The organism is Microbacterium sp. NFH-22A-Y, assembly GCF_021401375.1.
Lineage (GTDB): Bacteria > Actinomycetota > Actinomycetes > Actinomycetales > Microbacteriaceae > Microbacterium > Microbacterium hominis.
The window spans coordinates 82495-94246 of record NZ_JACBGF010000006.1; the positions used below are offsets into that span (position 1 = coordinate 82495).

At 65.4% G+C, this 11752-nt stretch carries 19 protein-coding genes; 8 read left to right on the forward strand and 11 right to left on the reverse strand.

What is annotated here, in order from left to right:
* Positions 1–231: 231 nt before the first annotated feature.
* Both L0965_RS16345 and L0965_RS16350 read right to left on the reverse strand, forming a co-directional pair.
* Positions 232–939 (reverse strand): HNH endonuclease family protein, encoded by a 708-nt coding sequence (locus L0965_RS16345; RefSeq protein WP_234058084.1) that lies wholly within the window; start codon positions 937–939, stop codon positions 232–234.
* Between the two features lie 29 nt (positions 940–968).
* Positions 969–1259 (reverse strand): hypothetical protein, encoded by a 291-nt coding sequence (locus L0965_RS16350; RefSeq protein WP_234058085.1) that lies wholly within the window; start codon positions 1257–1259, stop codon positions 969–971.
* Positions 1260–1632: 373 nt separating this feature from the next.
* Here L0965_RS16350 and L0965_RS16355 point away from each other — a divergent pair, with 373 nt between their 5' ends.
* Genes L0965_RS16355 through L0965_RS16370 form a run of 4 tightly spaced genes read left to right on the forward strand, consistent with a single transcriptional unit; the run spans position 1633 to position 3459 of the window.
* Positions 1633–2436 carry a hypothetical protein gene (locus L0965_RS16355; protein WP_234058086.1) on the forward strand — a complete coding sequence of 268 codons (804 nt, stop codon included), beginning with the start codon at positions 1633–1635 and terminating at the stop codon, positions 2434–2436.
* Position 2437: 1 nt separating this feature from the next.
* Positions 2438–2629 (forward strand): hypothetical protein, encoded by a 192-nt coding sequence (locus tag L0965_RS16360; protein ID WP_234058087.1) that lies wholly within the window; start codon positions 2438–2440, stop codon positions 2627–2629.
* On the forward strand, positions 2626–3129 hold the full coding sequence (locus tag L0965_RS16365; RefSeq protein ID WP_234058088.1) for a hypothetical protein: 504 nt from the start codon (positions 2626–2628) through the stop codon (positions 3127–3129). Before L0965_RS16360 ends, L0965_RS16365 begins: the two co-directional genes overlap by 4 nt.
* A 12-nt stretch (positions 3130–3141) precedes the next feature.
* A complete protein-coding gene (locus L0965_RS16370) occupies positions 3142–3459 on the forward strand; it encodes a hypothetical protein (RefSeq protein ID WP_234058089.1) in 318 nt (105 codons plus the stop codon).
* A gap of 5 nt (positions 3460–3464) precedes the next feature.
* On the opposite strand, the gene L0965_RS16375 is transcribed toward L0965_RS16370, so the two are convergent.
* Together L0965_RS16375 and L0965_RS16380 are read right to left on the reverse strand one after the other, a co-directional pair.
* The gene (locus tag L0965_RS16375) at positions 3465–3830 is read right to left on the reverse strand and encodes a hypothetical protein (RefSeq protein WP_234058090.1); all 366 of its coding nucleotides are present in this window, start codon (positions 3828–3830) and stop codon (positions 3465–3467) included.
* A 13-nt stretch (positions 3831–3843) separates the two neighbouring features.
* Positions 3844–4221, reverse strand: coding sequence for a DUF3846 domain-containing protein (locus L0965_RS16380; RefSeq protein ID WP_234058091.1), 378 nt, complete (start codon positions 4219–4221; stop codon positions 3844–3846).
* Between the two features lie 144 nt (positions 4222–4365).
* On the opposite strand from L0965_RS16380, the gene L0965_RS16385 reads away from it, so the two are divergent.
* On the forward strand, positions 4366–4650 hold the full coding sequence (locus tag L0965_RS16385; protein WP_234058092.1) for a hypothetical protein: 285 nt from the start codon (positions 4366–4368) through the stop codon (positions 4648–4650).
* Between the two features lie 13 nt (positions 4651–4663).
* On the opposite strand, the gene L0965_RS16390 is transcribed toward L0965_RS16385, so the two are convergent.
* The 4 genes from L0965_RS16390 to L0965_RS16405 form a co-directional block, all read right to left on the reverse strand.
* The gene (locus L0965_RS16390) at positions 4664–5488 is read right to left on the reverse strand and encodes a hypothetical protein (RefSeq protein WP_234058093.1); all 825 of its coding nucleotides are present in this window, start codon (positions 5486–5488) and stop codon (positions 4664–4666) included.
* A gap of 430 nt (positions 5489–5918) precedes the next feature.
* Positions 5919–6911 (reverse strand): IS481 family transposase, encoded by a 993-nt coding sequence (locus tag L0965_RS16395; protein WP_234058094.1) that lies wholly within the window; start codon positions 6909–6911, stop codon positions 5919–5921.
* A gap of 85 nt (positions 6912–6996) precedes the next feature.
* Positions 6997–7839 (reverse strand): hypothetical protein, encoded by an 843-nt coding sequence (locus L0965_RS16400; protein WP_234058095.1) that lies wholly within the window; start codon positions 7837–7839, stop codon positions 6997–6999.
* Positions 7840–7842: 3 nt separating this feature from the next.
* Positions 7843–8049, reverse strand: coding sequence for a hypothetical protein (locus L0965_RS16405; RefSeq protein WP_234058096.1), 207 nt, complete (start codon positions 8047–8049; stop codon positions 7843–7845).
* A 460-nt stretch (positions 8050–8509) separates the two neighbouring features.
* Between L0965_RS16405 and L0965_RS16410 the strand changes: the two genes are divergently transcribed.
* From L0965_RS16410 to L0965_RS16420, 3 genes are read left to right on the forward strand one after another with little or no spacing between them, the layout of a single operon-like run.
* Positions 8510–8716, forward strand: coding sequence for a type II toxin-antitoxin system HicA family toxin (locus L0965_RS16410; protein WP_234058097.1), 207 nt, complete (start codon positions 8510–8512; stop codon positions 8714–8716).
* Positions 8713–9081 (forward strand): antitoxin HicB, encoded by a 369-nt coding sequence (locus L0965_RS16415; protein ID WP_234058098.1) that lies wholly within the window; start codon positions 8713–8715, stop codon positions 9079–9081. Before L0965_RS16410 ends, L0965_RS16415 begins: the two co-directional genes overlap by 4 nt.
* 27 nt (positions 9082–9108) lie before the next feature.
* Positions 9109–9468, forward strand: coding sequence for a hypothetical protein (locus L0965_RS16420; RefSeq protein ID WP_234058099.1), 360 nt, complete (start codon positions 9109–9111; stop codon positions 9466–9468).
* A gap of 9 nt (positions 9469–9477) precedes the next feature.
* Here L0965_RS16420 and L0965_RS16425 read toward each other — a convergent pair whose 3' ends face one another.
* From L0965_RS16425 to L0965_RS16435, 3 genes are all read right to left on the reverse strand, one after another.
* Entirely contained in the window at positions 9478–10128 is a 651-nt protein-coding gene (locus tag L0965_RS16425; RefSeq protein ID WP_234058100.1) for an N-6 DNA methylase, read from the reverse strand.
* A 20-nt stretch (positions 10129–10148) separates the two neighbouring features.
* Positions 10149–10727 (reverse strand): hypothetical protein, encoded by a 579-nt coding sequence (locus L0965_RS16430; protein ID WP_234058101.1) that lies wholly within the window; start codon positions 10725–10727, stop codon positions 10149–10151.
* A 21-nt stretch (positions 10728–10748) separates the two neighbouring features.
* Positions 10749–11752 (reverse strand): DUF4192 family protein (locus tag L0965_RS16435; protein ID WP_267957184.1); only part of this gene is annotated, 1004 nt, incomplete at its 5' end.

The window sequence follows — 11752 nt, forward strand, 5'->3', positions numbered from 1 at the left end:
CGGTAGGCATGACGGCGCCCGGCGGGAATGGCGGGAGTTAGGAGGAGCATCTTGTCAGGGATCACTTCTCAACCGCCACACCCAGCCGGGCGTCTTCCAAAGACAGTACCGCGGGTCCCCGACATCTCACCTGTAGGCCAATACGTGAGCCGCCAATGAGTGGCCCTCGCCGCGCAGGGTCGTTGAACCGGATGGGTAGTCGATACCGCCCGGATGCTGCGGGGTGAGCGCCTAGCCGCAGTCGGTGAGTGCCGTGCGGAGGGCCGATCGGTCGGCCACCGTCAGTTCGATCTCGTAGGTGGCGGCCACGAGAACGAGCCGGGCGGCGTAGGTGCAGCGGTAGCTCTGGTTCGGGGGAAACCACTCCGGACCCCTGTCGCTCTTGGACTGATTCGTGGGGCCGTCGACGGGTGTGAGGTTGAGAGGGTCGTTCGCGAACTCGAGTCGCTTCTGCTCGCTCCATCTGTCGGCACCGCGCTGCCAGGCGGCGGCCAGTGGCCAGAGGTGATCGATCTGTACTGCCTCACTGGTCCCCTGACCTCGGGTGAAGGAGATCGTCCGACCGGTGTAGGGGTCATCGAGGGTGCCGTGAAGAACGACGCAGCTGTTGGTCTGAGGCTTGAAAGTGATGGCGCTCATCCACGCTGCGAGCTCGTCGTTGCGCGTATCACAGCCATTGCGATCGACGTCAGCCCACCGCTGGCCGAAGAAGTCCCGATCGTACGGTCCGGTGGTCATCTCGGTCGTGTCGTCGGGGAGTTGTTCGAGAGCAGCTGTGATCGCCTCGGTCTCATAGGAAGCGCCATTCTCCACGATCGTCACGTAGCCGGCGGCAACCAGTGCCTGGAGATCGGGGGCGGGCGCCATCTGGTCGACCTTCGGGGTCAACTGCGTGACGGCGAAGACGACCGCGACCGCCGCGGCAGCCGCTCCGGACACGACTGTGAGTGCGCGTCGTCGGGTTTGCATCATGCTGCGAGCTGCCGACCGTTGGGGATGTCGTCGATGAGTTCCTGGAAACCCGCGGCCGCATCGAGCATGATCTGAGCGTCATCGGTCAACTGCTGGACGAGGGCACCGTCTGCTCCAGCCGCCGCACGATTCAACTGCACGACCAGTGCGGCCGCGTTGTTCAGCGCCAGCAGGCGAGACTTCTCCAGACGCCGCGCCTCGATCTCGGGATCACCGCGCTTGGTGGCGGCGGGGTTGGCCTGCTTATGCAGTATTTTCATCGCCTGCATCGCTGTCTGGTTTGCCATCTCATCGCCTCCTAGTAACTATCCCTGTCAGTTACATTCTAGCGCAAATCGACGAAGGATGCAGGGGCGTGCCACCGCCGTCAGCTGTCGCCTTGCATGGGGGAGTTGTCTCGCGTCTCAGGAGGCGCATCGGCGCTGAGGCGAGCGTCGAGATCGGGTCGATGCTCCGCGATCCAAAGGCAAACTTCAGCCCATTCGACTGACGGGTAGGAGCCGCGATCATGCATGCCGGTGAGCATAGGGGTCGGCCCCGACGGGCTGTGCCTGTCGTGGGACAGGCAGAAGATGCGAGCGGGCGACGAAGGGCTTGCAGACGACCTTGGCCGTCGCCTAGAATGTAACTGACACAGATACAAACAAGGGGGATAGGACAGTGAACGGTCAAGCAACTTCAGTAGACCTTGAACTCGCCAGCTCCTATGTCGACCCGTATCCGGGAAGGAAGGGCCGCGAACGCATCGTCGAGACGTGCGGGGGATGCGGGGGGACGGGCGTGTACAACGCCCCCAGCAGCGTCACCTTCTACACCTCAGCCGTCAACGACATCACGACCGGATGCTTCTCCTGCGCCGGCACCGGCGTCCGGTCCTTCCTCGTCTCCTCCGCCCGTCAGACCGCCCGACGCCGCGCCAAGGAGACCGACCGCGCTCGTGCGACCGCCGCACGGATCGCCCACGCGCGAGAAGCGTTCATGGCCAGCCACGGTGCCGTCTATGAAGCGCTCACAGAGCAGCACACCCAACTTCGACACACCGACCCGATCCGCAACCGCATCGGCCTGCTCCTGGATTCCGCCGACGCGTCCCATGCGGGCACAGTCGACGTCGACGAGTGGCGAGTAGCAGCTGAAGTGATCCTCGAGGAGATCGCCATCCGCGAGGACGCGAAGCGCCCGGTTCCGACTGGCCGCATCGAGATCGAGGCAGAGGTTCTTTCGACGAAGTGGGTCGAGAACGACTACCGCGGGTCGCTGAAAATGCTCCTTGCCGGGGAGGGATGGAAGGTCTGGGGCACCGTCCCGAGATCTCTGGATTTCAACGACCGCTCCCCGCGCGGCCACCGGATCGCCCTCACCGCCACTATCGAAGCCAGCGCCGACGACGAGGCGTTTGGATTCTTCTCCCGCCCCACGAAAGCACGCATCCTCACCGCCCCGCCCGTCCCCGAGGAGGACTGACATGGCACACACATTCACGTTCACCGTCACCGTCGAGCTCGAACGCGAGCAGGGGAAGTTCGCAACCCGTGACGAAATGGCCGAGGCGATCATCGAGTGGCTGGAAGACGCCGACGAAGGCGCCATCTACGGCGTCGGCGCCGATGGAGACAGCACCTACAACACCACCATGTGGGAGGTCGAGCAGGCATGACCGGCAACGAGCTCACACCGCACCTTGGCGCCGACGAGGTCTCTACCTGGGAATCCTTCGTCGCCGCACGAACCGAGCTCGCCCGCCAACGCGCGACGTGGGGGCCACAGCAGCAACGCCAACGCACAGACCCCGAGTGGCAGCTCAAGGAACTGACCTACCCCCTGACCGTCACCAAGCAGATCCCTGACGCCCAACTCGTAGACCTTTGCGACCTCCTAGATGGCCACGTTTCGCCATGGCTGCTCGCCACCGAAACCGACCTCGAGAAAGAACGGGTCACCGTGACGCACAATCCTCGCCCAGCGAACGGGACCGAAGACACCGTCACCACCGTGATCACATTCTCCAAGATCCTCGTCGCGCTCGCCGCGCTGCGCGACGAGGGGGAGCTCTGCTGCGCGGCCGCGATGGTCGGCGACGAGCTCGGCGCTGGATGCGCCGTCGATGCCGACCTCGTATTCCGTCGCGCCCTCTTGGGCGCGTCCGTCTATCGATAACCAGGAGGAGAAATGAACACCACCAAGACCGCGCCCGTCGCGGATGCGCAAGAGTCCACCGCTGTGACCGTGACGGGGACCGTTCGCTCCCCGCTCACACTGCTGCACCGGATTTCCGATCGCACCGCACGGGTCAGCTTCCGCATCGACGGTGAGGACGGGCCCTACAACGTGCACGCCACCGGCCCTCGTGCCGAACTGATCCGGATCGCCGTGCACAAGGGGGACACCGTCACCGTGACCGCGGAGCGTGCAACCTTCAGCCACCCCGCACAGACGATTCCCGACCTTGAGATCGAGTCGATCGTCCTCGACCTCGAGGTCGCCTGAACGGATCATGGTGAGATCGGCTCCGTGTAGGCACCGATGTCATCGAGCAGGCACAAGTAACTGAACGCGTCGGTGGGGGCGTCGCCCCAAGACAGTCCGCCGCTCGCGACGAACACACGCCCTTCGACGGTGATTGTCGTCACATCGCGGCCGAACAGTCCTCCATCGCGGATCCAACCATCAAGAGCCGCAGCGATCTCCGCCACTGTGGGCTCATCCGTATCGATCAGGTCCCAATAGCCCTCCGGGTCAACCTGCCCAGCAGCTGCGGCGCTCTGAAAGGCGGTCGACGCGCGTCGCGCGAGCACTCCCACATCGACGACCGGCATTCCGTCGGCGCGCACAGGCGCCGCGGCGACCGCGATCACCATATCCGCACCCATCTCACATCACCTCCCGCAGAACGACCGCGAGCCGCTCGATCTGTCGGGCACGCTCCTCAGACAGCCCCTGAGTCTCACCCGCACTGTCGACGCCTCCGGTGAAAATCACAGGCCCGAGGATGGGATTGGCGGCACCCAGATGGGCGAACTGCGCCATCTCCGCGAGCGCATTGCGCTCGGCGGGGGAGAACTCCGCCCAGCCGTTCTCATTGGCGAAGAAGTCGAGATCGCTGGCCAGCGTCACGACCTCGATGTCTCCCTCGACGGCGTCCGAGAGCACGCGGTACGAGTCATCGCCGAGGTCAACTCGCTGCGTGACAAGATCGCGCGACACCTTCATGGCCAACCGTTTCACTTCACTGTTCATCTGAAGCTCCATCTAGCATCCCTGACAGTTACAAATTAGCAGCAACGTCGGACATTGACTCGTCGTGGGCGCGGGTGATGGGTGAATGAGTGGTGATCGACCGGGCGTCGGTAGCCTGAGCCATAGGTCTCGATCGGATGAGGTGGGCAGGGCGACATGGCTGGATTTGCGGATTCTGCGAGAGAGTTCGGGCGGGAGGCTTTGGGGCGCGCACGGGAGGCAGCTGGTGAGCGCGTCGACCAGGCGTTCGTGGATGGCTTCAACCAGGCAGGGAACCTCTGCGTGCAGGCGGTTGCGGAGGCTGCGGCCCCGCTTACAGCCAAGATGGCGACCGAGAACCTCACTGAGCGGGAACAGGCTCAGCTCGCCAGGCTTACCACCCTGAAGGACGAGATTGAGCGGGCGCTCTACGGTTTCTGGGACCAGCCGGCATCACCATAGCGGGCTGAAACTCTCAGGCGGCGGTCGGACGGTCCTGCTCGGACAACTCGACGCCAGGTAGCGCAAGGTGGGCGCGATCGCGCTCTACGGTCTTGATCGCGCAGCCCAGTTTGTCGGCGATGCGCCGGTCGCCCCATCGCTGCGTGTGGAGTCGGCGGACGCACTCGTGTCGGTCAATGTCGCGGAGCTTCACATGTACGCCGGATAGGGCGAGCTCGACGGCGGCCGGGTCGAAGGACTCGGCGACTTCTTCGCCCTCTCCATCGATGTTGGGCTGTTCGTCGGGGTCGTCGATGTCGTCCCAGGCCAGTGGCCCTACCCAGCCGTTCCCTCGCGCCACGGCTCTGGCCTGATCTGCACGGGTGCCGGAGGGAGGCTGTGACCACAACTGCCGGAACAGCTCGAGCGCCGCGACATATGTCGCCGCGGTCACGCGCTCCCGCTGGCCGTGGATCAGGTGGGAGAGATTCGTGACCTGCATACCGAGTCGCTCAGATAGCTGGGTCTGTGTGTACCCGATCGCCACAAGCGCCTGCAGTCGCCGGACGGTGTCGGTTGCGGGGACAAGTGGTGCGGAGATCTGATCCGCGGTCACCGCCAGCAATCTTCGTGCGGCCACTTCACGGACGCGGCGAGGCTTGCCCTGACGGGTCTCCTTCTCTTTGCCTCTGGGCCCGTAGTAGACGTCCAGGACGAGGGTGCGGGAGACCTGTGCAGCGTCGGCGATCCGCTCGAGCCCGAAACTGCCGCATTCGCGCAGCTGAACGATGTGCGCACGGACGTCTTCACTCGGAACGGTGGCGGGGGAGATCTCGTCAGCACGTCCGTAGGCGATCATGCGGTTTCGTCGACGTTGCCGCTCCATCTTTCGCAGATGACGGCATTGGTCGCAGCGGCATCCGTGTTCTCGCCAACAGGTGTCCAGGTCGTGGGGATGGTCTGCGGGGCAGGCGTACCGACTCCGGTCACGCAGCGGCGCGTCAGTCACGCTCCCGCTGCGCCATTCGCGGAGGTAGTGCATCCGGCACATGCCGCGGGCTGTGACCGGGCGACCGCATTCCTCCACGCGGCAGCTGCGGCATGGTGTGTTCATGAGGACGAACTCTTCGAGGCGGCTGCGAACGGAACTGGGAGTCGGTGCGTATCAGCTTTCGGGTTGGGGGTAGAGGGGATCGCGATCGTGGATCGGCGCCGTTCCCGCCGGGTGCCGATGGGCCAGGCGTATCTGAAGTTGCCTGGGTGGCGCAGCCGGATCGCGCCGATGTCGTCTAGCTGTGATGTCCAGGCAGGTTGTTGAGTCTGCTGATGGGCGGGGCTCCGATTGCGGAGTGGCGCCTGTGGTGATTGTAGAAGTGGATCCAGCCTGGGAGCGCTTCGCGACGCTCAGAGTCGGATCGGTAAAACCGGGCGTATGCCCAGCCCTCGGCGAGGGTGCGGTGGAACCGCTCGATCTTGCCGTTCGTCTGCGGTCGGTAGGGCCGAGTCCGTTTGTGCGTGATGCCCAGCCCAGCGCAGGCGTCTCGCCAGGCGAACGACTTGTAGGCCGACCCGTTGTCCGAGAGCACCCGTTCGACGGTCACGCCGCGGTCGGCGAACCACGCGATGGCGCGCTCGAGCACTCCGATCGCGGTGACGGCCTTCTCGTCGGTGCAGATCTCGACGTAGGCAACGCGCGAGTGGTCATCTACGACGGTGTGGACGAATGCGGTTCCCACGTTGGGCTCGTAGCCCCTCCGTTTCCCGGTGCGCTTCGCCGTGGTTTCACGGTTGCGGTCGCCCTGCTGCTTGCCGACGTATCGCCATCCGCCGCCGTCCGGAATGTTGCCGAACTTCGTGACGTCGACGTGCAGCAGTGAACCGGGATGATCGTGCTCGTAGCGGCGGATCGGCTCGCCCGTGACCCGGTCGATGTGGCTGAGCCGATTGATTCGGCACCGCACCAGCACCGCGTGGACCGTCGAAGCCGGGATCCCGAGCTCCTCCGAGATCTGCGCTGGACCGAGGCGGCGACGCCATCGCATCCGCACGATCTGCTTGACCGTGCGTGCCGGCGTCCTGCCGGGCACCGATCGGGGTCGGCTGGACCGATCTGTCATCCCGGCGGCGCCCTCGGCACGAAACCGGGCGGCCCACTTGCGAGCGGTGATCGGCGACACCATGAACATCTTCGCGGCGACCGTCGCCGGCCACCGATCCTCGACGATCAGTCGCGCGAGCCGGAGCCGTGCGCGGGGCGTGAGAGCAGCATTAGCGTGGGACACGAGGGCCTCCTGTTGCGTGAAGCGGTTCCTAGACAGCTCCACTTCACAACGGGAGGCCCTCGCCCGTCAGCAAATCACACGCGATTCACGTAGCAACGTCCCTGGACATCACATCTAGCGCGGACCGCAGCCACGTTCGAGGGTCTTGGCTGATCTGTCTTGGTGTCGCGCCGAGGGTGGTCAGGTGCCTCTCGGCTGCGGCGCTGCCGCTTGCTTGGAGTCGGATCTTCGACAGAGTGCGCTCCGACAGCACAGTGCCATGGCGGGGAAGGTAGATGAGGGTGCGTGCGGTTGACCGGCCGCAGGCGATCGCGCCGGCGCCCTGGTAGCACGCTCCCACATGACCGGGGCTGAGGGTCTCGACGATCTCGGCCGCGGTCCCGTCCGGCAGCGTGCGGGCGATTACTCGCTGGCGGGGGAGAGGATCGGCGAACGAGACGATCCCCCGGAGGCCGACCGCGGCTGCTTGCCGCCATACTCGGGTCAGGAACCAGCTCTCGGCGTTCGCGGGGACGGGATCGGTGAGGACGAGCCGGCCCAGTTCCAGAGACTCGGTGAAGGGCTCCAACTGGGGGAAGACATTGGAGAGGACGGTCGCGGTCATAGGCACGCTCAGGCAGGCGACGCCGACCAGGCCGAGGCCGTCTGACAGCGGTGTGGAGGCATCGACTAGGCGGTCGTCGCGAGTGAGCAGCCCCCAGGAGAACCTCGTCGCCGGCAGTGTGCCGGCGTAGTGATGTCTAGCAACGACCGAGCGGGCAAGGGCCTCGGGGATGAGACGCACGTCGAACTGTGAGGCGTCGAACCCTCCTTCGCTAACGTGCCGCCAACTGTGCCGGCCCTCTTCCCATCGTTGGCAGTAGGGGCTCGACGGGTTTCTCAAGACTGTCGGCCGCTCAGCTGCGACGCCGTCCATGTCGGTGCTCACTGCTCAGTCCTCAGTGATGCGCTGCAGAGTGTCGACGATGGTCGCGCGGTCGTCGGCGGTGATCGAGATGGTGCTGAGCAGCGTGTACCCGGACGCGGCATAGTCGTCGAGGTCCTCCTTGCGGCGGGCGAGGGCGCGGTTGCTCTCGTACTCGGTGTCTGCAGCAGTGCTGACCGTGGTGCGGACGTATCCGAAGCTGACTCGAATCATGTTTGCTCCTGTTCGTATCTCTGACAGTTACAAACTACCATTGACCTCTGACATAGAAGTAGGGAACTGTAGGTTCCACGCCGACATGGCATATTCCACAGTTAGTTGGCAGGCGGTTGGCATCTCTGCCAATTGGGGTGGGCTGAGCATCGCCCAGTGTGATCAGTTAGTAGAGGCTCGGGAGAGGATGAGGAACATTCGCCGCCGTTGAGCGGCGTCAGGGGTAGACAGCCGGGGCGCCGTGTCGGAACCAGCCATTTCGTGTTGGATCGCGGATCCAAAACCACTGCCACCTGCCGTGAAATCCCGGCATCCTCCGCCATTTGAAGCGGGAACCTACACGAACGTCTCGCGAGAGCGATCGCGGGTTCGGAGAGCCGGACGTTTCGCTGCCACCGCCGGCGTCAGAGATATCTAGGGGGGATTGACATTGAGTATCTAGCCCCCCTAAACTAGTCTCATGGTCAAGCCGATGAGATACCGATCGCTCGTCGCATTGCTGCGGGAGGCCGGGTTTTCTTCGAGGCAGGGCAAGGGCGATCACGAGGTGTGGTCGAAGGGAGCCCAGCAGGTCGTGATCACCCAGACGCGCGACGTATCGCCGGGTCTGGTTCGCAACGTGCTGAAAGCGATCGAGGCATCCAAGAAGGAGGATCAGGACTCATGAACATCACCGCATCGGCGCACAAGTGGGAGCGCGGCTGGGAACTGCACATCGACGGTAATGCCGCCACTCAGGTCGCAACGCTCGATAAGGCCGAACAGCAGGTACGCGACTACCTCGACAGCATCGACCCCCGCATCGATCACAGCGACTGGACGATCACGGTCGTTCCCGACATCGGGGCGCTCTATGACGAGGTTTCAGCGGCCAGACAGGCAACGGAGGAAGCCACCGCGGCGAGCGTACAGGCGGCCGCTCAGGCGCGCGCCGCGGCTCGCCACCTCCGGGAAGCCGGCTTTTCCGTGACCGATTCTGCGGCCATTCTTCGCGTCTCCCGCGGGCGCGTTTCCCAGCTCATCGCGGGCTAAGGATCCAGGGGAACCATGGTTGATGCAATGACCGTCGACGCCAACGATGCGCCACAGGGGCGGCGGCCGGTCTTCCTCGGCGCGGACTACGTTTCTACCCCGCACAATGGCCGCTACTACACGGAAGCCTGGTCGTTGACGGACGGAGAGCTGGTCGTGATCGTCCGCGAGAACGGCGGCACGAGTCTGATGAACGCATCGGAGCGGATCGCCGAAGCGATCGACAAGCGCTGGTACACGAGCGGCATCCCGATCCGGATCATCGAGGACTGGGGCACTGATCGGACGGCGCTCGGTCACCGGTTCGTGGAAAGCTCGCGTGAGGGCGGCCACTGGGCGTTGGACTTCGACGAGTGGGATAGCCGCGGACTCGTGCTGCCCCGTTGAGGGCTGCACTCACGTCGATCCAGTGAGCTCGAGCTTCCGAGCCCAGCCGCCGAGAACGTGCGCGGGAGTGGGCCATGTGTCGAAGTGTTCCAGCGTCAGTGAGTTGCGTCGGTTAACCACTGCCGGCACTCCCAACAGTGACAGCTGCACGTAAGCCATGTGCACGGCGATCGAGCTGATGTCGTCGGCGGTCACGTGCACCTTCGTCTGATACTCGATGCCCTGCGCTGCGAGCGCCTGGACCATCGCGATCACCATGGCGCCGGCCCCGCAGGCGGGGTCGTAGACGGTCAGGAAGGGGCGGGTGAGCAACTGCGCGGATGCGTCGGCGACCTGCATACTGGCGATCAGCTGCGCGACGCTGTAGGGGGTAAAGAACTGCCCCTGGTCGCGATTGGCGATGCCCAGCTGCATGTACGTCTCACCGAGCACGTCGCGAGGCTGCGCGTCGAGCTCGAGCGTGACGAATGCGAGTGCTTCGGCGAAGCGATCCACCTGCGCGCCGGTGTAGTGCGATCGCGTGCGTTCGTACTCGTCCTCGCGGGCCTGGTGTCCGTGTCGGTCGACCCGGTTGCGGATCGCCGCGGCCGCCATGGAGCAGAAGTCCTCGAACACGGTGCGCAGGTCGAGTGCGCCGGTGTTCGCGCGGAGCACCTTCACGATGCGGGAGGTAGCCATCGTCACCGCCCCGCCTTCTCGTAGAGGCGGGCGCGCCACCGCGGGATGCGGACCCGGATGCCGTGGTCGACTACGCGCAGAACGTCGCGCTCGATCACCTCGAACTCGGTGTCGGATGTTGTCTGCAGGCCTCCGGCGAACGCGAACGGTTCGCCAAAGCGGATGCGGTCGCCGCGGCGACCGCGCGGCTTCGACTCTGTGAGCTCGAGGTTCGCCCAGCAGCGTGCACGCCATTCTTGGGCGTACTCGTGCGTGGTCGGAGTGAGAGCCTCCAACACAGCGCGAGGGGCGTGGGAGGCGCCCGGGCCCATGGTCTCGTCGAGGTCCTTGTAGGTGAAGTTGAAGTAGCTCGACGGCGCGATGGCGTAGAGCACCACGAACGCGAACACCTCGCCCGCGTGCGGGTGGCCTTCGTCGTAACGAACGGCGGCGTAGAACTCGTATGGCCAATCGATCGTTCCGGTCATGTAGTCCGGGTTGCGGCGGGTGCCGCTGGCGATGATCGTGGCGCCGGTGAAGTAGTGCTCGAAGAAGGTGCGGACGGGGACGCCCGCCTCCTTGTGAGTTGATGTGCTGCCCATGATCGTGTCTCCTCTCGCCGGTCAGTTCTCGAAAGCCCAGGAGGGCAAATGCGACGCCTGGATGAAGCTCGCCACGATCTCGGCGAGGCCGTGGCTGGGGTCGATGGCGAGCGCCTGGCGCGCATAGTCGGCGGCGTGGGTGGAGCGTCCGAGTGCCCAGGAGAGCCATGCGGCTGAGGCCAGGAGGCCCGCACGCACCGGCTGAGGTGTCAGGGCGGTGAGGTGGCGGACGGTCGTCAGAGCCGCGCTGAGGCGGGCCGCGTCGGGCCGGGGTGCGTCGCCCCACATGATCGCGGCGAGGTCGGCGGGGTACTCCTCGCCGCGTTCCCATCCGGCCTGCGCCTCGGCGGCGCGCTCGCCGCCTGCCTGGTCGCTGGCCCACTGGACGAGAGCGACGTCGCGGAGAGCGGGTCGGCTGAGCGCGAAGATGAGGCAGGCGGCCTCGAAGGGGTCGATCTCCTCGGCGGGAGTGGTCACGGCGACCTCGCCGAGGGTGATCCAGTCCGTCTCAGCGACGTCGCCCAGGCCGAAGCCCTCGAAGGCGGTGTTCACCTCGCAGAGGCGGGTGTCGTCAGCGGCGGGGATCTCGGTGCCGGCGTGCTGTGAGGCCGCAACCGGGTGGCCGACGGCGAGCGCGGTGTTGATCTCCGCGAGCGGTCGCGGGTGGTCATCTGAGAGATAGCTGCCCCAGCCGTCACGGGCGACGTAGAGGGCATCCGTGACGGACAAGCCGCACTCGTCCGCGCGGGCCAGCAGGGCGTTCACGAGGCCACGCGAGGCCTCGCTGTCGTCGTCGGTGTAGATCACCACCGCCATGCGGTCAGCGGTCGGTACTCGGCAGATGACGCCGACGATCGAACTGGCAAGTGAGCCCGGGCCGAGCGTCGGGTTCAGGTCGAACCGAGCGGCGCCGACGGTTCGGCTGCCAGCGAAGGGGATCGCGACGATCGAGCGGGTGGGGGTGTAGCCGATGAGAGCGGGCACGAGGCCCAGGAAGTCGGATGCGTTGCTGGCCTTGATCACGT

What these genes read in the sequence shown, in the direction of transcription:
- L0965_RS16350 (WP_234058085.1), bottom strand. Translation starts at nt 1,259, where the DNA reads ATGGCAAACCAGACAGCGATGCAGGCGATGAAAATACTGCATAAGCAG.
- L0965_RS16360 (WP_234058087.1), top strand. Translation starts at nt 2,438, where the DNA reads ATGGCACACACATTCACGTTCACCGTCACCGTCGAGCTCGAACGCGAG.
- L0965_RS16365 (WP_234058088.1), top strand. Translation starts at nt 2,626, where the DNA reads ATGACCGGCAACGAGCTCACACCGCACCTTGGCGCCGACGAGGTCTCT.
- L0965_RS16370 (WP_234058089.1), top strand. Translation starts at nt 3,142, where the DNA reads ATGAACACCACCAAGACCGCGCCCGTCGCGGATGCGCAAGAGTCCACC.
- L0965_RS16375 (WP_234058090.1), bottom strand. Translation starts at nt 3,830, where the DNA reads ATGGTGATCGCGGTCGCCGCGGCGCCTGTGCGCGCCGACGGAATGCCG.
- L0965_RS16380 (WP_234058091.1), bottom strand. Translation starts at nt 4,221, where the DNA reads ATGGAGCTTCAGATGAACAGTGAAGTGAAACGGTTGGCCATGAAGGTG.
- L0965_RS16385 (WP_234058092.1), top strand. Translation starts at nt 4,366, where the DNA reads ATGGCTGGATTTGCGGATTCTGCGAGAGAGTTCGGGCGGGAGGCTTTG.
- L0965_RS16390 (WP_234058093.1), bottom strand. Translation starts at nt 5,488, where the DNA reads ATGATCGCCTACGGACGTGCTGACGAGATCTCCCCCGCCACCGTTCCG.
- L0965_RS16405 (WP_234058096.1), bottom strand. Translation starts at nt 8,049, where the DNA reads ATGATTCGAGTCAGCTTCGGATACGTCCGCACCACGGTCAGCACTGCT.
- L0965_RS16410 (WP_234058097.1), top strand. Translation starts at nt 8,510, where the DNA reads ATGGTCAAGCCGATGAGATACCGATCGCTCGTCGCATTGCTGCGGGAG.
- L0965_RS16415 (WP_234058098.1), top strand. Translation starts at nt 8,713, where the DNA reads ATGAACATCACCGCATCGGCGCACAAGTGGGAGCGCGGCTGGGAACTG.
- L0965_RS16420 (WP_234058099.1), top strand. Translation starts at nt 9,109, where the DNA reads ATGACCGTCGACGCCAACGATGCGCCACAGGGGCGGCGGCCGGTCTTC.
- L0965_RS16430 (WP_234058101.1), bottom strand. Translation starts at nt 10,727, where the DNA reads ATGGGCAGCACATCAACTCACAAGGAGGCGGGCGTCCCCGTCCGCACC.